20 protein-coding genes are annotated in these 19,867 nt (G+C 44.0%); 9 read left to right on the forward strand and 11 right to left on the reverse strand.

What is annotated here, in order from left to right; translation table 11 throughout:
• Window positions 1-20: 20 nt before the first annotated feature.
• Both pepT and FKN08_RS10820 read right to left on the reverse strand, forming a co-directional pair.
• Complete coding sequence (gene pepT / locus FKN08_RS10815) at window positions 21-1,250, reverse strand: peptidase T (RefSeq protein ID WP_145534624.1); 1,230 nt, start codon at window positions 1,248-1,250, stop codon at window positions 21-23.
• A 170-nt stretch (window positions 1,251-1,420) separates the two neighbouring features.
• Complete coding sequence (locus tag FKN08_RS10820) at window positions 1,421-2,284, reverse strand: DUF6279 family lipoprotein (protein ID WP_031780521.1); 864 nt, start codon at window positions 2,282-2,284, stop codon at window positions 1,421-1,423.
• A gap of 261 nt (window positions 2,285-2,545) precedes the next feature.
• Between FKN08_RS10820 and FKN08_RS10825 the strand changes: the two genes are divergently transcribed.
• Window positions 2,546-2,719 carry a hypothetical protein gene (locus FKN08_RS10825; RefSeq protein WP_005373524.1) on the forward strand — a complete coding sequence of 58 codons (174 nt, stop codon included), beginning with the start codon at window positions 2,546-2,548 and terminating at the stop codon, window positions 2,717-2,719.
• Between the two features lie 89 nt (window positions 2,720-2,808).
• Here the strand turns inward: FKN08_RS10825 and FKN08_RS10830 are convergent, their stop codons facing one another.
• Entirely contained in the window at window positions 2,809-3,441 is a 633-nt protein-coding gene (locus tag FKN08_RS10830) for a response regulator (RefSeq protein ID WP_005398453.1), read from the reverse strand.
• Window positions 3,428-5,164: a nitrate/nitrite two-component system sensor histidine kinase NarQ gene (gene narQ, locus FKN08_RS10835; protein WP_170892103.1), complete on the reverse strand. Its 1,737-nt coding sequence runs from the start codon at window positions 5,162-5,164 to the stop codon at window positions 3,428-3,430. The genes FKN08_RS10830 and narQ overlap by 14 nt, the downstream gene beginning before the upstream one ends.
• Before the next feature lie 247 nt (window positions 5,165-5,411).
• On the opposite strand from narQ, the gene napF reads away from it, so the two are divergent.
• The 6 genes from napF to FKN08_RS10865 all read left to right on the forward strand — a co-directional run bounded on the left by napF (window position 5,412) and on the right by FKN08_RS10865 (window position 10,020).
• On the forward strand, window positions 5,412-5,897 hold the full coding sequence (napF, locus tag FKN08_RS10840; RefSeq protein WP_047008126.1) for a ferredoxin-type protein NapF: 486 nt from the start codon (window positions 5,412-5,414) through the stop codon (window positions 5,895-5,897).
• A gap of 41 nt (window positions 5,898-5,938) precedes the next feature.
• Window positions 5,939-6,247, forward strand: coding sequence for a chaperone NapD (locus tag FKN08_RS10845; protein WP_005398456.1), 309 nt, complete (start codon window positions 5,939-5,941; stop codon window positions 6,245-6,247).
• Entirely contained in the window at window positions 6,244-8,733 is a 2,490-nt protein-coding gene (napA, locus tag FKN08_RS10850; protein WP_006741149.1) for a periplasmic nitrate reductase subunit alpha, read from the forward strand. Before FKN08_RS10845 ends, napA begins: the two co-directional genes overlap by 4 nt.
• A gap of 78 nt (window positions 8,734-8,811) precedes the next feature.
• Window positions 8,812-9,267: a nitrate reductase cytochrome c-type subunit gene (locus FKN08_RS10855; RefSeq protein ID WP_031780699.1), complete on the forward strand. Its 456-nt coding sequence runs from the start codon at window positions 8,812-8,814 to the stop codon at window positions 9,265-9,267.
• Between the two features lie 28 nt (window positions 9,268-9,295).
• Window positions 9,296-9,874 carry a NapC/NirT family cytochrome c gene (locus FKN08_RS10860; protein ID WP_005398274.1) on the forward strand — a complete coding sequence of 193 codons (579 nt, stop codon included), beginning with the start codon at window positions 9,296-9,298 and terminating at the stop codon, window positions 9,872-9,874.
• Window positions 9,875-9,885: 11 nt separating this feature from the next.
• Window positions 9,886-10,020 (forward strand): TIGR02808 family protein, encoded by a 135-nt coding sequence (locus FKN08_RS10865; protein ID WP_005373546.1) that lies wholly within the window; start codon window positions 9,886-9,888, stop codon window positions 10,018-10,020.
• 203 nt (window positions 10,021-10,223) lie between these two features.
• Here FKN08_RS10865 and phaC read toward each other — a convergent pair whose 3' ends face one another.
• The 4 genes from phaC to FKN08_RS10885 form a co-directional block, all read right to left on the reverse strand.
• Entirely contained in the window at window positions 10,224-11,999 is a 1,776-nt protein-coding gene (gene phaC, locus FKN08_RS10870) for a class I poly(R)-hydroxyalkanoic acid synthase (RefSeq protein WP_006741150.1), read from the reverse strand.
• An 80-nt stretch (window positions 12,000-12,079) separates the two neighbouring features.
• Window positions 12,080-12,427 carry a phasin family protein gene (locus FKN08_RS10875; RefSeq protein WP_005398278.1) on the reverse strand — a complete coding sequence of 116 codons (348 nt, stop codon included), beginning with the start codon at window positions 12,425-12,427 and terminating at the stop codon, window positions 12,080-12,082.
• Window positions 12,428-12,471: 44 nt separating this feature from the next.
• Entirely contained in the window at window positions 12,472-13,680 is a 1,209-nt protein-coding gene (locus tag FKN08_RS10880) for an acetyl-CoA C-acetyltransferase (RefSeq protein WP_031780700.1), read from the reverse strand.
• A gap of 12 nt (window positions 13,681-13,692) precedes the next feature.
• Window positions 13,693-14,433, reverse strand: a complete 741-nt coding sequence (locus FKN08_RS10885; RefSeq protein ID WP_005398281.1) for an SDR family oxidoreductase — start codon at window positions 14,431-14,433, stop codon at window positions 13,693-13,695.
• Window positions 14,434-15,439: 1,006 nt separating this feature from the next.
• Here FKN08_RS10885 and FKN08_RS10890 point away from each other — a divergent pair.
• Window positions 15,440-16,060 (forward strand): LysE family translocator, encoded by a 621-nt coding sequence (locus tag FKN08_RS10890; protein ID WP_170892104.1) that lies wholly within the window; start codon window positions 15,440-15,442, stop codon window positions 16,058-16,060.
• A 16-nt stretch (window positions 16,061-16,076) separates the two neighbouring features.
• Window positions 16,077-16,343, forward strand: coding sequence for a hypothetical protein (locus tag FKN08_RS10895; RefSeq protein ID WP_074190702.1), 267 nt, complete (start codon window positions 16,077-16,079; stop codon window positions 16,341-16,343).
• Window positions 16,344-16,405: 62 nt separating this feature from the next.
• Here the strand turns inward: FKN08_RS10895 and secF are convergent, their stop codons facing one another.
• The 3 genes from secF to FKN08_RS10910 all read right to left on the reverse strand — a co-directional run bounded on the left by secF (window position 16,406) and on the right by FKN08_RS10910 (window position 19,793).
• Window positions 16,406-17,308, reverse strand: coding sequence for a protein translocase subunit SecF (gene secF, locus FKN08_RS10900; RefSeq protein WP_005397711.1), 903 nt, complete (start codon window positions 17,306-17,308; stop codon window positions 16,406-16,408).
• A 2-nt stretch (window positions 17,309-17,310) separates the two neighbouring features.
• Complete coding sequence (gene secD, locus FKN08_RS10905; RefSeq protein WP_005397712.1) at window positions 17,311-19,149, reverse strand: protein translocase subunit SecD; 1,839 nt, start codon at window positions 19,147-19,149, stop codon at window positions 17,311-17,313.
• Between the two features lie 164 nt (window positions 19,150-19,313).
• Window positions 19,314-19,793 (reverse strand): hypothetical protein, encoded by a 480-nt coding sequence (locus tag FKN08_RS10910; RefSeq protein WP_104973502.1) that lies wholly within the window; start codon window positions 19,791-19,793, stop codon window positions 19,314-19,316.
• Window positions 19,794-19,867 lie beyond the last annotated feature (74 nt).

Below are 19,867 nucleotides of genomic sequence, written 5' to 3' on the forward strand. Positions count from 1 at the left end.
GAACCGCTCGACCTAGTCTGTTAACTGTGTTTTTTCGCGGTGAGTTCAGCAATTTTGACGATGACAAGCACTGACTTCTCCATCATTTCAACCGAAATAAACTCATGAATCCCATGGAAGTTAAAACCACCAGTGAAGATATTCGGGCACGGCAACCCCATAAAAGATAAACGAGCGCCATCTGTACCACCACGAATAGGTTTTATAATCGGCTCCACATCACACGCTTCCATCGCTTGCTTCGCTAGCTCAATGATATGCGGGTAAGGCTCAACCATTTCTCTCATATTGTAATAGCTGTCTGTTATTTTCAGTTCTACAGAACCATGGCGTAAGCCCGCGTTCATGTCATCAACGAGTTTCTGCATAAAGGTTTTTCGCTCTTCAAGCCCCTGACGATCAAAGTCTCGGATAATGTAACCAAGTTCGCTTCGCGCCACGCCCATTTCTGCCGATTTTAAATGGAAGAACCCTTCGTAGCCTTCTGTTGTTTCGGGAGTTTGATCTTGAGGCATTTGAACCTGAAATTTCGCAGCCAAGTTCATCGCATTAACCATTTTACCTTTTGCAGTACCAGGGTGAACGCTGACACCATGAAAAATCACATCGGCGTTTGCCGCATTAAAGTTTTCGTATTCCAGTTCACCTTGCGGGCCACCATCAATAGTGTATGCCCATTTCGCGCCAAACTTTTCAACATCAAATAAATCTGCGCCCCGGCCAATCTCTTCATCTGGTGTAAAGCCGATACGAATGTCGCCGTGTGGAATGTCTGGATTTTCTAGTAACAGCGCGACCGCAGAGAGAATCTCAGCAATACCAGCTTTGTTATCCGCGCCAAGTAATGTAGTGCCATCGGTAGTGATAAGATTGTGGCCATGTAGATGATGTAAATCTGGGTATTGCACCGGAGATAACACTTCATCCCCCAACCCTAGCGCAATATCGCCGCCTTGGTAATCTTCAATAAATTGCGGTTTTACGTTTTTTCCTGAGGCGTCAGGCGCGGTATCCATATGGGCAATAAAGCCGATAGGCGGCACCTCATAATCAACGTTAGCTGGCAGTCTAGCCATCAAGTAGCCATTTTTATCTAATGTCACATCACTTAAGCCAAGTTCAATCATCTCTTTCTTAAGCAACTCAGCAAACACAAGCTGACCAGGCGAGCTTGGGCAAAGCGTAACATGTGGATTTGATTGGGTATCGAACGTGACGTAGCGAAGAAATCTTTCAACTAAATGTTTCATATTTATTCTCATTGTTTTTATACGATGAGGCTTTATCAACCATCAATAAGCTGACCTTACCTCATCAAACCTCAAGCTATGTTACGCTCTTAGCTCAATAAGAATTTGCTTTGAATCATTTTTTCATAAGAAAGGCTACGGCACATCCCCTCGTCAATTGAAGCATGAATCTAATCTAATAATTCCTCAGCTAGTACTCGCCACTCTTTTACCTTACCGCGAAAATGACGCCATTGTTTATCGGTCATAGATTGAGAAATATCTAATGTCAGTTGATCGACCAGCACAAAGTTAGAATCAATATTTTTAGAAAGCTGCTCACTGTAATAGCTCTCTGGCTCGAACAACAGGCGCATAAATATATCCTGATAAGTGACAGCATTGGACTTGTTGTCGAACAGATATTCAAGCTCTTGATATATCGTTGCTCGATAACCTCTCCATAAAGGACTGTTAAGAGTGACTTGTTGAGAAAACGTTTGAGCTAATTGGCGCTGACTTTCTGATAGGCTTCCCAACCACTCTTCCATCCATTCTTCTGTGTTATCTAGAATAATTTCACGTATTTCATCTTCCGTTTTATCCGCATATTTTGCGTTTCGCTCTTGATAATGCTCTTGTACATTACTCAGAAATTCCCGTTCTTGATCTTTCGTTAACTGTAAACTCAAAGCAAAAAGGTCTGGTGCTGCTTTGCTTACCACTCTATCGTAATGCGCTCGCATTCTATCTCGATTTTCCTGCAAATAATTTAGGGTGATATCGCTCGCTTTTAATCTCTCAAGCTCTTTTAAATGATCGATATATAACGGTAATTCTTCTTTCTTATGCCATTCTGCTAACAATAATAAGCGTTCTTCGACCAAGACTTCTTGTTCACCTTGCAGAGAAACATAATCCTCTATGTAATCGATAACGAACCAATCGATATTGCTGTATAGAAACTTCTTCGTACATCCGGCAAGAAGAAATACGAAACAAAATAGAAGGCCATAGCGAAGCACCTTATTAGATACACCCTGTAATTTAGTCACTTATTCGTATTCCCTTTTCTATTGATTAAGTTCTATACTCAACTTGTATCACTTAATATTGCGGCAAACTTACACCAGTGTGACAAATATTGATTGCCACCTTAATAATATATAGAGTTTGAAATTAACTTTTTGATCACAGCTATCCGCAAAAAAGTGAGTTAGAGCGCAATTATCGGCTAAAAAATACACCGAACGACGCTCCTTATAACGGCATATAATTTGCATGGATGTTTTTTGGATGGTTTATGGAGGCGAAGTATGGCAGCCGCTGAGCAACTTGATACCAGTGTAGAATATGAGATTCGATATTTTGAACAGGGGAAAATGCACTGCATGAGAGTCATTGCTGAAAGCAAAAAAGTGGCTTATCAGTACTATTTAGAGTGCGGTAAGCACAACAGTGACTTGTACTCTATTCGCCCAGACAAATAAAAAAACCGCCTTAAAGGCGGTTTTTTTATTATTAAAATCACGCTAAACGATTGATTCCATTGGTAGTTTGGAATTGTTCTTCAACTGTGTTATTTGATGTCGCCAAAGCGCTCAAGATAAAGAACCGTTGCCGCGGTACGAGAAGGAACTTGAAGCTTTTTAAGTAAACTCTTCATATGCACTTTAACCGTTGATTCAGAAATAAAAAGACGATCGGCAATCTGCTTGTTGCGGAAACCTCTTGCCACCTCTCTTAAGATCTGCGTTTCGCGATCCGTCAGCGTATCAAAAACGTCCTCTTGTCCTGAACGCTCACTCAAATACTTAGAAACTTCTTGGCTGTAAGCTTTGTCGCCTTGATGCGCTTGTTTTAGCAACTCAACCAGCTCATCAGGCTCAGTATCTTTCAATAAATAGCCATCTGCGCCACTTCGAACTATTGCTTCTATGTCAGCAGGACTATCCGATACGGTTAAGATAACAATTCGAGCTTCACAACCATCAGCACGTAGCGCTTGTAAGGTATCGAGGCCTGACATGCCTTTCATATTGAGATCAAGAAGTACAAGGTCCAGTTCCAGCTCATGCGCTTTCGCTACCGCATCTGCGCCATTACTTGCTTCTGCAACGACTTCAAACTCAGGCTCAAAGCTTAAAAGTTGGTGAATACCTCGTCGCATGAGTGGATGATCATCCACCAGCATTACTTTACACACTGTCACTGTTTACTTCCTTACTATGTTGGAATTCTAGTTTTACGGTACAGCCTTTGTTGATCGATGCTTCAATGTGAAGATCGGCATGCAGCCTAGCGGCTCGCTCTTGCATGATACTCATACCGTAATGATTTAATTTTTCGTCTTGATGTTCAAAGCCTATTCCATCATCGGTAACGGTTACTGTGACTTTTCCATCATTATCGAGACATTGAATGTGAATATTATCCGCTTGCGCATGCTTGATGGCATTAATTGCCGCTTCTCTTATCAACTGTAGTAAATGAACCTGCTGGTGTGCATCCAGTTCAGTTGAAGAAAGTCTATTTTTTAACGTAATGTCAGCGACGGTTTGTTCGTTGAGCGTTTCGACCATATCTTGCAATGCTTGGCCAAAACTGCCCTCTTTAATCGTAAGACGAAACGTCGTCAGTAATTCGCGTAGTTGGGTATAAGCAGCAGATAAGCCCGTATCCAACTCGGCAATGACTTGATTCGCCTGAACTATCGCTTTTTCATCAGGCAAATTCTTTACGCTTCTCTTTAACAAAGCGACCTGAATTTTTAGATAAGAGAGTGCTTGAGCTAATGAATCATGCAGTTCCCGAGCAATGGTGGCTCGCTCTTCCATCAGTAGGATTTGTTCTGCTTGGCGTTGGGCTCGATTGTAATACACGGCACGCGATAAAATCTGCACAAAGTTGTCAATCAGTGCCTCATTCGGACAAGGTAACCCGGCCTTCCAATACAAATAGCCTAAGTGCTCACCGTCCAACGTTAGAGCCTTACTGTGGCAATCTTCATCACAGTCGTGGCAGCACTCTTCCCCTTCCATCAATATCCAACTCGGTTCTCCCAATTGCTCTATTTCAAGTTTGACCGCTTTAATGCCTTCAAGACTTGCAATATGTTGTAATATGGCTTGGAAGTTATCCTGATTAATACGCGAAGCCGTTAACTCTTTCGACGAGTCATACAATACTTCTAAAGACTGATTCGCATGCTGTAATTTACGCGTTTTTTCATCAACCGCTTGTTCTAGCCCTCGGTATAACTTACCAAGGTCCGTCGCCATCCGATTAAAGGTTCGAGTCAGGATCCCCATTTCATTATCGCTGGATACATCAAGCGATATATTAAATGAGCGATTCTTAATTTGCTCGCTAGCAAAAACTAAAGCACGCAAAGGCCGTACAACTTCGAGGCGCACAAAATGGACAACAAACATACTGACACAAAGGATACCGCCTAACCCTAACCCGCCAATCCAAGCTAAGTTAATCAGCTTTTGCTCCGAAAAGCTTTGCAGCTTAAATACAAACTCATCGATCTGCTTTACAAAACCAGCCACTAGGAGTTGGTACTCCGCCGGGTTGCCTCCTCTCAACACCGACTTGAGTTCATGCCATCTCATAATAAGACGGTAGTAATCATGAGTAATGTCTTCTGGCACTGACCAATGCTGGAGTGCTTTCATGGAAGGTGAGTATATCGAATGTTCAAATGCGTCAATATGTGAAGAGTAATCAACAGATTTAATCTGAATATCATGTGCCAAACGATAACTTTGCATTCGCATTGAGCCAGCAACATTGACGGCTTCTGCATCATTCAAGCTTGACGCTAACGTAAAAATTGCAAAACCAGTCGTAGCAACTGAAAGCAGCAAAATAAGAAGCATCGCGGACGCAATCGTGCGCGTCACTGACTTTTTCACATTTTTAAACAATCTGAGTTCCTCGCCCATTAACAACCCTATTTGTACGTGCAATGAACCCATTACCTTTCAACTTTATCAATATGTGATCACCTGCGACGGAATTTATTGATCCAAAACAATATTGCATCCCATTTACCTCCTAAGAGGTATTTATACAAATATGTCAAAAACTACAATTTCGTTAGTTTAAATGACAGTTTATTAATGAAAATTGTGGACTATGCTTAGTTTGGGTTCCAAGTTTCGAGGTGACTAAGTGGTAGACCTTTCCAGAAGAAGACTCTTTGCAAGAAAAGTGCACCCCGACAACGCCGTACGTTTGCCTTGGTTAACCAAGCCAGAACAGTTTACGGACGATTGCACTCGCTGCGGTAAATGCATTGAGGCCTGCGAAACAAAGATTATAACTAAAAGTGATGGCGGATTCCCTGCGGTCGATTTTTCTATTGATGAGTGCACATTTTGTTATCAGTGTGCAGACGCCTGTCCTGAGCCCCTTTTCTTGCCAAAAACAGAGCAACCTTGGCAAGCGAAAGCAAGCATCAATGATAGCTGCTTAGCAAAACAAAATGTCGAATGCCGAAGCTGTGGGGATATGTGCGACCCGATGGCAATTCAGTTCAAATTAGAGCTGGGGAAAGTAGCACAACCCAATTTAGACCTTGATGAGTGTAACGGCTGCGGCGCCTGTGTTTCAGTGTGCCCGACTTCATCCATCAATGTGAGCAATATAACAGCCTAAGCCGTATGTCGTCGGCCAAAGGCAATAAATGAGAGAGCTATATGTCACTAAATGAAGTGCATATTTCAAGTTTGGTAGTACACGTACTGCCAGAACATCTGGACGAAATCAAACAACAGATCGAAGCACATGAAAATGCGGAAATCTATGGTGACAGTCCAGAAGGCAAGATTATCGTCGTGCTTGAAACCGAAAACCAAGGTTTTATCACAGACACTATCGATGCCATCAACAATTTACCGAATGTCTTGAGCACGGTATTGGTTTATCACCAAATCGAAACTGGGCTTGAAGAAACGGATGAAGAAGACACTGGAACACAACATTCCCAAATCGAGGGTGAAGTATGAAAATGACAAGACGTGCGTTTGTGAAAGCAAACGCGGCTGCATCAGCTGCTGCTGTCGCAGGTGTGACACTACCAGCATCTGCAGCCAACCTGATTGCAAGCTCTGATCAAACCAAAATCACATGGGACAAAGCACCTTGTCGTTTCTGTGGTACAGGCTGTTCTGTTCTTGTTGGTACTCAAAATGGCAAAGTGGTAGCAACACAGGGTGACCCAGAAGCACCAGTAAACAAAGGCCTAAACTGTATTAAAGGCTACTTCCTTTCTAAGATCATGTACGGTCAAGACCGTCTGACCCAGCCGATGCTGAGAATGAAAGATGGCAAATTCCACAAAGACGGTGAATTTACACCTATCTCTTGGGATGACGCTTTCGACATCATGGCTGAGAAATGGAAAGCTTCCCTCGAGAAAAAAGGTCCAACAAGCGTAGGTATGTTTGGCTCAGGCCAATGGACAGTAATGGAAGGCTACGCTGCGTCAAAGCTAATGAAAGCGGGCTTCCGTTCAAACAACATTGATCCAAACGCTCGTCACTGTATGGCTTCTGCTGTAGTTGGCTTTATGCGCGCATTCGGTATCGATGAGCCGATGGGTTGTTACGATGACTTTGAGAACGCAGACGCATTCGTTCTATGGGGCTCGAACATGGCAGAGATGCACCCTGTTCTATGGACTCGTATTACTGACCGTCGCCTAAGTCACCCTCACGTTAAAGTGAACGTGCTTTCTACTTACTACCACCGTTCATTTGAGTTGGCAGATCACGGCTACATTTTTAATCCACAGTCTGACCTAGCGATTGCTAACTTCATCGCGAACTACATCATCGAAAACGATGCGGTAAACTGGGACTTCGTGAACAAGCACACTAACTTCACTCAAGCAGATACCGACATCGGTTACGGCCTACGTGACGATGATCCGCTACAAAAAGCAGCGAAGAATCCTAACTCAGGCAAACTAACGTCTATCTCTTTCGAAGAGTACAAAAAGTCTGTTGCACCTTACACAGCTGAGAAAGCCTCTGAAATCTCTGGTGTTGAAAAAGAGAAGCTTATCGAGCTTGCGAAGCAATACGCCAATCCAAATACGAAAGTGATGTCTCTATGGACGATGGGTATGAACCAACATACTCGTGGCGTGTGGATGAATAACTTGGTTTACAACATCCACCTACTAACCGGTAAGATCTCGACTCCGGGTAACAGCCCATTCTCACTAACAGGTCAACCATCTGCGTGTGGTACCGCTCGTGAGGTTGGTACTTTCGCTCACCGTCTACCTGCAGACATGGTAGTAGCTAACCCGAAACACCGTAAGATTGCGGAAGACATCTGGAAACTGCCAGAAGGGACGATTCCACCAAAACCTGGCTTCCACGCCGTATTGCAAGACCGCATGTTGAATGATGGTGTTCTGAACTGTTACTGGGTTCAATGTAATAACAACATGCAAGCGGGTCCAAACATCAACACAGAACGTCTTCCAGGTTACCGCAACCCTGAAAACTTCATCGTTGTGTCTGACCCATACCCAACAGCGACAGCGCAAGCAGCAGACCTTATTCTTCCAACAGCAATGTGGATTGAGAAAGAAGGTGCTTACGGTAACGCAGAGCGTCGTACTCAAGCTTGGTACCAACAAGTGGGCACGGTCGGTCAGGCAAAATCTGACCTATGGCAGCTAATGGAGTTCTCGAAACGCTTCAAAATGGAAGAAGTGTGGCCTGAAGAGCTGCTAGCGAAAGCGCCTCAGTACCGTGGTAAAACCATGTACGACGTACTATACCGCAATGGTAATGTCGACAAGTTCCCTATCGAAGAAGCTCGCGAATTGAATGACGATGCTCACCACTTCGGTTTCTATGTTCAGAAAGGTCTGTTTGAGGAATATGCAACGTTTGGCCGTGGTCACGGGCATGATTTAGCACCATACGACCGTTACCATGAAGTGCGTGGTCTACGTTGGCCAGTTGTTGATGGTAAGGAAACACAATGGCGCTTTAAAGAAGGTTCTGACCCATACGCAAAAGAAGGTTCTGGTTGGGATTTCTACGGCAATGCTGACGGCAAAGCGAAGATTATCTCTGCACCATATGAAGCGCCACCAGAAGTGCCAAACGATGAGTTTGATATGTGGCTATGTACTGGTCGTGTTCTTGAACATTGGCACACAGGCACCATGACTCGTCGTGTACCTGAGCTATACAAAGCAGTACCAGACGCAGTGTGTTACATGCACCCTGAAGACGCAAAAGCGCGTAACGTTCGTCGTGGTGAAGAAGTACTCATGGCAAACAAACGCGGCGAAGTACGCGTTCGTGTTGAAACTCGCGGTCGTAACCGTCCGCCAAAAGGTTTGGTATTCGTACCGTTCTTTGATGCACGTATTTTGATTAACAAGCTCATCCTAGATGCGACTGACCCACTGTCTAAACAGACAGACTTTAAAAAGTGTCCAGTCAAAATCACTAAGATTGCTTAACCTTCAGATACCGAATGCTACGGCCGTCACTATGGCGGCCTAATAAAGAATTTAAGCCATAAAGGCGGAGATGAAATGATGAAAAAATTACTTGTCGCACTTTTATCTGTAGGTGCTTTAGTGACAGGCATTGCGCAAGCTGAGTTAGATAATCCAGGTGGTATTGGCGGTCTAGAGTCTCTACGTGGAATGTCTCAATTGGAAGACACACGCCCAGCAGATGAGTTCAAAGACTTCCCTAAAGATCAGATTGTTGAAGATAGCTTTGTTTATCAACCACCGTTGATCCCACACAGCATCCGTCACTACGAAGTGTCGTTAAATGCTAACAAGTGTCTTGCGTGCCACAGCTGGAAAAATGCAAAAGAGTCAGGCGCGACTAAAATTAGCGTAACGCACTATGTAAACCGAGAAGATGCTGTATTGGCGGATATGTCTCCTCGTCGTTACTTCTGTTTGCAATGCCACGTGCCACAAACTAATGCTAAGCCACTAGTTGAAAACAAGTTCGAGGCAGTTGATTCGCTTCAGTAATTGAAACGCGAGTACGAAGAGGTTATTTATGAAAATACTTAAAGCGTTTTGGAAAAGACTGAAGAACCCAAGTAAAGCTGCCGCTGGTGTGGTTTTGTTCTTAGGTTTTGCAGGCGGTCTTTTATTTTGGGGCGCATTCAACACAGGTATGGAGGCAACCAACACAGAAGAGTTCTGTTCTGGCTGTCACGCACCAATCGTTGCTGAAATTCAAGAAACAATTCACTACTCTAACCGTTCTGGTGTTCGTGCCATCTGCTCAGACTGTCACGTTCCTCATGAATGGACAGATAAGATCGTTCGTAAAGTACAAGCATCCAAAGAGCTATTCGCTCACTATGTTCTGCGTACTATCGATACACCAGAGAAGTTCCAAGAGCGTCGAGGACACCTTGCTGAGCGAGAGTGGGCGCGAATGAAAAAGAATGACTCTCTTGAGTGTCGTAACTGTCACGAGTTTGATTACATGGATTACTCTCAACAAGGCTCACGAGCAGCGGAACAGCACTCTACTGCGCTAGCTTCTGGAGAGAAAACCTGCGTTGATTGTCATAAAGGCATCGCGCACAAACTACCGGACATGAGCGGCGTTGAAGGCTGGCACTAAGGAGACTTACCATGAGTACTTTAGAATCTGTAATTTGGCATATCCTTGGCTATAGCGCCATGCCTGTGATTATTCTTTCCGGCTTTGTGGCAGTAGCAGCAATCTCTCTCTGGCTGCTGTCATTTGGTAAGGATAAAGAGGTGTAACGTAACGCACCTCTACCCGTCAACTTGCCTATTTGTTGACACTAAGCGCTGAGTATCTACTCGGCGCTTTTTTATTCACCGTCACTTTCGGCTCAAAATGTCCTCAACCGATACATATATTCAATCGGGATAATAAGGTAGCCAGTAACGACCAAAAAAAGCGACCATAAAGGTCGCTAAAATTTACTGCTATAGGGAGTTGTTTAAGATTCTTTTACTGGCAGAACCTGCTTGACGTATTGCCCTGGAGCTTCATCGATTGCTGGGTGGTCTTCCGAGCCAATAGGGAATGGTTCGACTTGCTCTTTTGGATTGAATTGAAGTAGCCATTCATTCCAATGTGTCCACCACGAGCCCTCTTTGTGCTCGGCATTATTCAACCACTCGTCAGCCGAATCATCCAAAGTATCGTTCAACCAATAACCATACTTATTTTTCGCTGGAGGGTTCACGATACCCGCAATATGACCCGACTCACCGAGAACAAACGTTTTGTTGCCACCAGTGTTCAGGGCACCACGATAAGTTCCCTGCCATAAAGCAATATGGTCTTCTTTCGTTGATACAAAATAGCTAGGAATTTTGATCTTATTTAGGTCAATCCATACCCCACCAATTTTGACGCCTTTGTCTTGCACTAGCTTATTCTCTAAATAGAGCTCACGAAGCAAGAAGTTATGGGAGGCAGCACTCACGTTGGTGCTGTCACTGTTCCAGTACAACAAGTCAAAATCGACTGGGCTGTTGCCCTTTAAGTAGTTGTCTACATAGTAGTTCCAGTACAAGCTGTTTTCACGCAGTAAGCTGAATGTGACGCTTAATGAACGACCGTCCATATACCCTTTTGCGTTGTTTTGCGCCTCAATTGCACTCACAATGGTGTCATTGATGTACGCGCCAACTTCGCCTGGCTGAGAAAAGTCGAGCAATGTGGTGAAGAAAGTCGCTGATTTAATACGCTTCTTCATACGTTTTGCCGCATAGTACGCAACCGTGCTCGCCAGAACCGTACCACCGATACAGTAACCAGCCGCGTTGATTTGCTCTTGGCCCGTTATATCTTCAATTGCCGCGACGGCTTTGACGACGCCTTCTGTCACATAGTCACCAAACTCTACATGCGCTTGTGCCTTGCCTGGGTTACGCCAAGACATCATAAATACGCTATGTCCCTGCTCTAGCAACCATCGAACCATTGAGTTCTTCGCTGTTAAGTCAAGGATGTAGTATTTATTAATGAAAGGCGGAACGATGAGCAGTGGCGTCGCATTCACTTTCTCTGTTAGAGGTCGATATTGAATCAACTCAAACAATTCGTTTTGAAAAACCACATCGCCCGGAGTGGTCGCAACGTCATCACCCACGCGGAATGCATTGTTATTCGTCATACGAATTTTCAAAATGTCCGCGCTGGACTCAACGTCTTCTTTTAACTGCTCTAAGCCAGCCAGAAGGTTTTGACCGTTTTGCTCAAGTGTCAGTTTCAAGAGTTCTGGATTCGTCGCGATGAAATTCGAAGGGGAAAGTGCATTGATGGCTTGACGGGAAAAGAAAAGTATTCGCTCTTTAGATTTTTCATCCAAACCTTCGAGTGACTCAATTGTATCTAAATAAGTCTTGCTGAATAACAGGTAGGATTGCTTAATGAAGCTATACATCACCTCATTTTGCCACGCTTCATTAGAAAAACGCTTGTCCCCTTTTTCTGCTTCAATGATCTGTTTTTGGTTACCCGCCAACGCGACATTCTGCCAAATTTGTAGCTGCTGTTCCCACCATTCTGCTTGCAGTTTTAAGATCGCAGCAGGCTGATTTACAGCTTGTTCGAAGAGTTTGGCAGTGTCTTCCAAGTTCACTTCTTGCATGGCCTTATTTAAAGGAGAGTTCACGACTGCCTTGTTCACTTCGAAATCATGCCACCACTGTTGATTGGTTTGTTGAAGCTGTACAAGATAGTCCGAAAAGAAGTGCTGAAACATAGTCTTACTCCTATATTCGGAAAAAACAACGCCGCCCAAATTAGGGTCTAGAGACCCTAAGGCGGCGAGAATCGGACAAATTACGCTGGAGTAACAGTCTTTAGATTTTCCGAAGTCATTTTCTCAACGTCTTCTTTGAACTCTTTTGCAATAGCTTGAAGCTTGTTGCTGTCGTCCATCATTTGTTGAGAAAGCTTAGTAAGAACGCTTAGTTGCTGGCTGTTGAAAGCAGTCAATGACGTTACGTCTTTGATTTCTGATGCCGCTTTCATTTGGTTCAGACCCACTTCGCTGTAAGTACGAATTGCGTTCAGTTGAAGCTCAGTCAACACTTCTACGTTTTTTGTCACTAGCTTGTTGAACTTCAAGTAAGGTTCTAGATTTTTTTCAGTTTGATCGCTAAAAGTTTTGAAGAAATCTGTGTACATGGTTTATCTCCTAGAGAAAGAATTAAAAATGTCCGTTTAAATAATTACTTAACTGCTTTTATAACCACAGCCGTCCCCATGCCGCCGCCCACACAAAGTGATGCGACACCATATTGACCATTTTGCTTATGAAGCTCGTGAACAAGCGTCACTAAGATTCGGTTGCCCGATGCACCAAGTGGGTGACCTAGCGCGATAGCACCACCATTAAAGTTCGCTTTATCTTGAATCGCGTTAACGGGAACTTGGTTGGTTTCCGCCAACTGATGAATCACGCCAAGTGCTTGCGCAGCAAATGCTTCGTTTAACTCGTAAACGTCAATGTCGTTTACCGTTAATTCCGCTTTTGCTAATGCTTTATTGACTGACTCCACTGGACCTAGACCCATAATTTTCGGATCAAGCCCCGATTGCGCATAGCTTACGATCTCAGCAATAGGCGTGAGTCCATGTGCTTTAACTGCGCTCTCAGACGCGACGATAATTGCACTCGCACCATCGTTAATACCTGATGCATTCCCCGCAGTCACAGTGCCTTCACGGTCAAAAGCAGGGCGCAGCTTGCTTAACGCTTCCATGGTCGCATTAGCCTTTGGGTATTCGTCGGTATCAAATAGCACCGTTTCACGGCGTTGCTTTACTTCTACGGGCACAATTTCGTCTTTGAATTTGCCCGCTTCGATTGCCGCCACCGCTTTCTGTTGGCTAGACAGCGCATACTCGTCTTGCTGTTGACGGGTTAGGCCGATTTCTTTTGCAACGTTTTCTGCCGTCACACCCATGTGATATTGGTTGTAAACGTCGGTTAAACCGTCCGCTACGAGCAGATCTTTCAGCTCTAGGTTACCCATTTTGTTGCCATCACGAATACTGCTTGGTGCGGCAAACGGTATCTGAGACATGACCTCAACACCTGCTGCAACAACAATCTCTGCATCGCCACTACGGATATGTGAAACCGCATCCATGACGGTTTTCATGCCACTGCCGCAAACCATGTTTACACCATACGCAGGAACCGCGTCCGGAATCCCAGCGAACAATGCCGCCTGACGACCGACTCCCATGCCTTGACCTGCGCCGACAACGTTGCCAACAATGACTTCGTCAATCTTGTCGGCATTCAACTTCGCCGCTTCCAATGCGCCCTTAATCGCTACTGCTGCCAAATTGCCAGCAGAGGTATTTTTCAGACTGCCACCAAAGGCGCCAATTGGAGTGCGCTTCGCTGCTACGATAAACACTTTTTCCATCATCTTATCTCCTTAGTGCATGTATAGGCCGCCGTTCACCGACAAAGTCTCACCGGTGATATAGGCTCCTGCATCGCTGACCAAGAAGCTGACTGATGCTGCAATTTCTTCTGGTGTAGCAAGGCGTTTCATTGGGATTTGATTCGTGATGGATTCCAATACTTCTGGCTTCATTTGCTCAACCATTGGTGTACCAGTGTAACCTGGCGCAATAACATTTACTGTCACACCCGAACGAGCACCTTCATACGCCAACGCTTTAGAGAAACCTATCATCCCAGCTTTCGCCGCCGAGTAGTTTGCTTGACCAAACTGCCCTTTTAGGCCATTGACTGAAGAGATGTTAATAACACGACCACCGCCTTTTTCGCACATAGCAGCGAACAGAGGTTGCGTAACGTTGAATAGACTATTGAGGTTGGTATTAATGACGTCATTCCAAGCTTGCGCAGTCATCTTTTTAAACACGCCATCACGTGTGATACCTGCGTTGTTGATAACGACATCAATGGTCCCTTCTTCCTCAAGCAATTGCGCTAACTTTGCTGCACACTCTGCAGTGTTTGTTACGTCCAACTCAAAAAGGCGAACCTGATCTTTGGTAAACCCTTTACTGTTGAACCACTCCAACGCACATTCATAGTTGCCTGTGAAATACGTAGCGATTACACGGTAACCATCATTCACTAATTGAGAGGAAATAGCAGAACCAATTCCGCCTTTTGATCCGGTGATCAAAGCGACTTTCTTCATCGAAGACTCCATTCTTAACGGCATTTAAAAAAGCAAACTAAATACACTGATGAAATAAATCACCAACTGACGTGTTTATTTATTCTTTTGGCTATCAATCCTGTGATGCCTTTTATTTTAAGTTAAACCAGAAATATTACATTTCAAATAAAAAACTAATCCATTTGCATAAGATTGATTTAGATCTCATTAAACATGAAATGTTATAAAATGGTTAACTCTTTATAAGCCATTGTTTTAAATAAAATAAAGTTAAACACAAGCTTATCAGAACATAAATTTAAGCATTATTTATCAATAGGTTACATACCGAACAGTGGACGTTACATCATCTCATGATTTCAGATACAACTCTCATGCTGAGAGTTGTTATCTATAAATACGATTAGAATAATAATTCAAATATCAATATGAGCAATTGTCAGTAATATCATTTAATTACTAACTTAAATGATATTACTGACAGTATAACCTTAATTTTATATTTATAGTTTTACTTATGAAAACTGGTATATTTAGAATGTAAAAAATAGAAGAAAACGTCTCATTTTGGTGCAGTTCGCACTATTATGACGCAGCAATTAAAAAATAATTTCAGTTTTATTTTAAATATCCAAATAACATCAATTAACTAGCATTTAACGTATCGAATCACTTTTTATCTATTGAAGTACCGGTACGGTGCAATATTCGGTGGTACCATCTCCTAAAGCAATCATCTAGATTCTTTAACCCAAGTAAATTGATGTTATACCCAAATGACGTCAAGATGCAGAAATCGTGTCAGTGACATGCTCCGCAGGGCGAGTTGCCTTATCCCACAGCCTTTGTTAACGATTTTTGATTTAGAACCACTAGATCTTCAAATCGTTGCCGTGCCTGTGAGCCAAGTCATTCTCGCTGAACCTAACACCTTGAGGTTATTTGGGGATATTTGGGGATAGTATCCTTTATCAATTTGCACTATCTTTGTGGCTTCTATCAAATCACTTAGTTATCAACAAACATGAATCTTGCATTGCTCAGTATGTTCATCCCTACCTTCTTTTTTGTCTCAATTACACCAGGAATGTGCATGACGCTCGCCTTAACGCTAGGAATGAGTATCGGTTATCGCCGCACATTATGGATGATGATTGGTGAACTCGTCGGTGTCGCGCTGGTTTCAGTCTCGGCAGTACTAGGGATCGCCGCGATCATGCTCAGCTATCCTTGGATGTTTATCGCACTAAAGTTTATTGGTGGCGGCTACTTACTCTATCTTGGTGTAGAAATGTGGCGATCTCGAGGTAAGTTAGCAATAAATGTCGATAATTTAGAAAAACCCAAAAGTGGCAATGTCGCGCTCATCATGCAAGGCTTCGTTACCGCTATCGCAAACCCAAAAGGCTGGGCATTTATGATTTCTCTACTGCCGCCTTTTATCGATCAAAATGCGGCTCTTGCTCCACAGCTGATCGTGCTTGTCTCCATCATCCTTCTTTTTGAGTTCATTTGTATGTCTCTGTATGCCACGGGTGGTAAAGGACTGAAACGCGTGTTGGGTCAATCAAAGAATGTGCGCCTGATGAACCGTATCGCGGGCACTTTAATGATGGGGGTTGGTGTTTGGCTATTACTGAGCTAAAGCAACGCTGGAAATGATGAAAAATATCCTAAGAAAAATTACGCGAAACATAAGTGAAGTATTAGATTTTCAGGCCCGGGTTTGGGTCGTAAACGTTTATGCTGGAGAACACAAAGGCGAATCTTACGTTGTAAACGAAGACAGCTTTTCCGAGCCATTGCAATGGATGAAAAAGAAAGGTTATCACACATCCATGCTGCGCCTGGTTGAATCGATGAAGCGCTCTCAAATCAATGAGTTCGATTTAGGTCACGTCAAACACCGCCTGATGCGTGTGAAATAGCACAAAGTAAAACGCCACTCAAACTGAGTGGCGCAAGCACTTTTTACCTTCAGCACCTCGCATTACGGCGCGGTATCAATCTCAACAGGCAAGTAATGCTTCGGTTCGAGCTTGAACAGTTCAGGTAATACGGTACCAATGGAAATGGAAGACCATGTACCTGATAGCACACCAATAAACATCGCGGTTGAGAAACCCGCTAGCGGTGCTCCCCCCATAATCCATAGTGCACCAACAGTAATCAGTGTTGTGCCTGATGTCACCATCGTTCTAGAGAACGTCGCGATGACAGCCTGGTCATTGATGTCTTCCATTTTCCAACTTTGTTTCGCGATCAGTAGCTCACGAATTCGATCTGAAATGATGATCGAATCATTCAACGAGTAGCCTAAAATTGCCAATACGGCAGCAAAAACCGTTAAGTTGAATTCCATTTGGGTAACGGCGAAGAAGCCGAGGACGACAATTACGTCATGAGCCAGAGCAAATACAGAGCCACTCGCTAAGCGCCATTCAAAACGGAAACACAAGTAACCAAGGATGCTCAGCACACAAATCAATAGTGCTAAACCGCCTTGGTCAAACAAATCCTGGCCAACTTGAGCACCAACAATACTGTTGCTGACGACATCAACTTGATGTGAAACTGGCTTTAATACCTCTTCCACACTTGGCAGAGTTTGCCCTTCTTCAGGGGCGGAGTAGCGAATGAGCCAACGACCATCTTCACCTGTGCGGGTGACAGAGGTTGATTCACCAAGTTTTGGTTGTAGTGCATCAAGCAGATCGTGGTTGGTTAACGACTTATCGACTTTCACTTCTGTCACCATACCACCAGTGAAATCCAAGCCGAGATTCAACCCTTTAAAGCCCAGAGCACCAAGTGCGATCACCGTCAAAACGATAGAAACTAGCGTAGTGAAGTGGCGAATTTTACGAATATTTTGTTTTAGCATTTCGACCATGATTAAACCCTCACATCACGACGGGCATCTCGGCCCCAAATTAAATTGATCATTGCTCGAGAGGCAAATACGCCTGTAAACATACTGGTTAACAAACCTAATCCGAGTGTTAAAGCAAAGCCTTGGATTGGACCGTTACCGATGGCGTATAAAATCACGGCGGTGATCATGGTAGTAATGTTGGCATCAAGGATGGTCGAGAACGCGCTATCAAAGCCCAGATCAATCGCTTGAGCGAAACTGCGGCCTTCACGCATTTTGTCCTTAATACGTTCGAAGATAATAACGTTGGTGTCCACTGCCATACCAACGGTTAACACCAACCCTGCAATACCTGGAAGCGTTAGCACCGCACCTGGTAACAAGGCAATTAAGCCAAGCAAACAAAGCATGTTGGCACAAAGCGCCACGTTCGCCACCCAACCTAAGCGGCGGTACCAAAGGGCCATAAAGGTCAGTGTTAAACCCATACCCAAAGCAAGTGCCGCAAAGCCATTTTCAATGTTTTCAGCTCCCAAAGAAGCACCAATAGTGCGCTCCTCTACGATAGTAACCGGGGCTGTTAGCGACCCCGCACGAAGTAATAGCGCTAACTGCTGCGCTTCGTCCATGCTGCCAGCGCCGGTAATACGGAATTGGCTACCAAGTTGAGATTGAATAGTCGCAACGCTGATAACGCGCTCGCTGCGCTCCGTTACGCCACGATCGTTTGTCTTGTATTCGCGGTAAACCGTCGCCATTGGCTTGCCAATATGCGTTGCAGAGAAATCACTCATCTTTTTACCGCCCGCGTGGTCAAGCGAGATGTTAACTTCTGACATACCCATATTGTCGACGCCTGCACGAGCGTTAACAATGTGCTCACCCGTTAGGACTGGTCGTTTCTCCAGAACAACAGTTCGGCCATCGTTATCTTTCAGCACAAGATCTTGGCCGCTTCGCGCTTGGCCTGCATCTTTCACTTCATAGAATGCCAAACTCGCAGTGGCACCAATAACGTTTTTCGCTTGTGCTGGGTCTTGTACACCTGGTAGCTCAATACGAATGCTGTCTTTACCCTGACGCTGAACTAATGCTTCCGTAATGCCTAGCTCTTCAATACGACCACGCATAATCTTCAAGTTTTGTTGCAATGTCGTTGATTGGAACTCTTGAATATTCTGCTCACTTGGCTCAAGAACAAAACCGCGAGACGAGCTTTTCACCACCCAACCTGGATAGTTTTGACGCAAGAATTTGTTTACTTCAGCTAGGGCGGTATCACTCTCACTGTTTACCGCAATGCGGTTACCACTTTCTGCGCGAATTTGTACACCACGCACGCGCTGATCTCGCAGGCTTGCTTTGATCTCATCGATCAAAGCATTACGTTGCTCCTCAAATGCTTTATTTACGTCGACATTCAAGAGGAACTGTACCCCACCGCGAAGGTCAAGACCGAGTTTGATTGGGCTAAAACCCATCTCATTCAGCCACTCTGGAGCAACAGACACATATGAGAAGGTAATGCTGTCTTCTTTATTTAGCTCATTGTTTAGTAACGCACGAGCTTTGCTTTGCGCATTTTCATCATCGAATACAATGGTCGTTTTGCCATCTTTTTCGATGATTTTGTCTGCTGAGATATGATTGGTTTTCAGTAGTTGATTCAACTGAACAACCGACATTTCACTGCTGTTTTGGTTTGAAAACGTTAGCTGGATCGATGGTTGCTCACCGAACCAAGTCGGAATCGCGCTTAACGTTAAGATAATGACCGTCGTGATTAATACGACATATTTCCAAGCTGAATAGTGATTCATCAGCTTTCTGTTCTTTTGCTGCTTTGGTGTTTTTTTCATGTAAACATCATCCCTTCACTACGAAGTGAAGCTTTTAATAACAAGGCTTAACACACGACAGATGCCCCCAGAATAAATTCAGGGTATGAAATGCTCAGGACGGTTACGCCCTGTTGAATACAATCGTCGTGTTAAGAGTGCACAATGGTGCAAATAGATGGTGTTTAGGCAGAAAACTGACTATTGAGTGCGACGTACATTGCGTTGGTCTCTTTCCAACCAGAAATGCGATGATCGCTTGTGAAATGATAAAAAGTGTACTGGTTTTGACGCCAATTGATATCCATCAGGCTGTAGGCATAACCTGCGTCAACATAGAAAGGCGTGTTTAGGTCACCAACAACGTCAACATGCTCATCATCGAGGCCTTCACGTAAGTGAGAAACCCAACGTTGAGTGTTAAATAGAGCTAGCGTATCGAGTCTTGCATGACTTTCAGAAATCGGAGACTGCGTCGTTTCTTCTGAGACTTCAGAAAAATCGATTGAGGTATTTGCAAAAGCAATGCTCGCAACAAATGGTTGCAGCTTAGAAAAGTAAGGTAAATGAGCTTTCTGATCGATTTGCGCAGCAAAAACATGCGCTGGTAGCAATACCATCGCAAGCAGCATAAAAAGCAATTTTTTCAAGCAAATCTGAGACATAAGAACTCACTAAAAACAAAACGAGTCGAGTTTTTTCACTCGACTCGATGATAGTATTCCTATTAATTATGGTT

Origin of the sequence: Vibrio sp. 1-2 (7-a), from assembly GCF_013048515.1 — a bacterium.
Classification (GTDB): domain Bacteria; phylum Pseudomonadota; class Gammaproteobacteria; order Enterobacterales; family Vibrionaceae; genus Vibrio; species Vibrio diabolicus.

Coding starts and splice junctions, on each gene's coding strand:
- FKN08_RS10825 (WP_005373524.1), top strand. CDS start 2,546: ATGGCAGCCGCTGAGCAACTTGATACCAGTGTAGAATATGAGATTCGA.
- napA (WP_006741149.1), top strand. CDS start 6,244: ATGAAAATGACAAGACGTGCGTTTGTGAAAGCAAACGCGGCTGCATCA.
- FKN08_RS10885 (WP_005398281.1), bottom strand. CDS start 14,433: ATGAAGAAAGTCGCTTTGATCACCGGATCAAAAGGCGGAATTGGTTCT.
- phaC (WP_006741150.1), bottom strand. CDS start 11,999: ATGTTTCAGCACTTCTTTTCGGACTATCTTGTACAGCTTCAACAAACC.
- FKN08_RS10880 (WP_031780700.1), bottom strand. CDS start 13,680: ATGGAAAAAGTGTTTATCGTAGCAGCGAAGCGCACTCCAATTGGCGCC.
- FKN08_RS10890 (WP_170892104.1), top strand. CDS start 15,440: ATGAATCTTGCATTGCTCAGTATGTTCATCCCTACCTTCTTTTTTGTC.
- FKN08_RS10895 (WP_074190702.1), top strand. CDS start 16,077: ATGAAAAATATCCTAAGAAAAATTACGCGAAACATAAGTGAAGTATTA.
- secD (WP_005397712.1), bottom strand. CDS start 19,149: ATGAAAAAAACACCAAAGCAGCAAAAGAACAGAAAGCTGATGAATCAC.
- FKN08_RS10845 (WP_005398456.1), top strand. CDS start 5,939: ATGTCACTAAATGAAGTGCATATTTCAAGTTTGGTAGTACACGTACTG.
- FKN08_RS10855 (WP_031780699.1), top strand. CDS start 8,812: ATGAAAAAATTACTTGTCGCACTTTTATCTGTAGGTGCTTTAGTGACA.
- FKN08_RS10865 (WP_005373546.1), top strand. CDS start 9,886: ATGAGTACTTTAGAATCTGTAATTTGGCATATCCTTGGCTATAGCGCC.
- pepT (WP_145534624.1), bottom strand. CDS start 1,250: ATGAAACATTTAGTTGAAAGATTTCTTCGCTACGTCACGTTCGATACC.
- FKN08_RS10860 (WP_005398274.1), top strand. CDS start 9,296: ATGAAAATACTTAAAGCGTTTTGGAAAAGACTGAAGAACCCAAGTAAA.
- FKN08_RS10910 (WP_104973502.1), bottom strand. CDS start 19,793: ATGTCTCAGATTTGCTTGAAAAAATTGCTTTTTATGCTGCTTGCGATG.
- secF (WP_005397711.1), bottom strand. CDS start 17,308: ATGGTCGAAATGCTAAAACAAAATATTCGTAAAATTCGCCACTTCACT.
- FKN08_RS10875 (WP_005398278.1), bottom strand. CDS start 12,427: ATGTACACAGATTTCTTCAAAACTTTTAGCGATCAAACTGAAAAAAAT.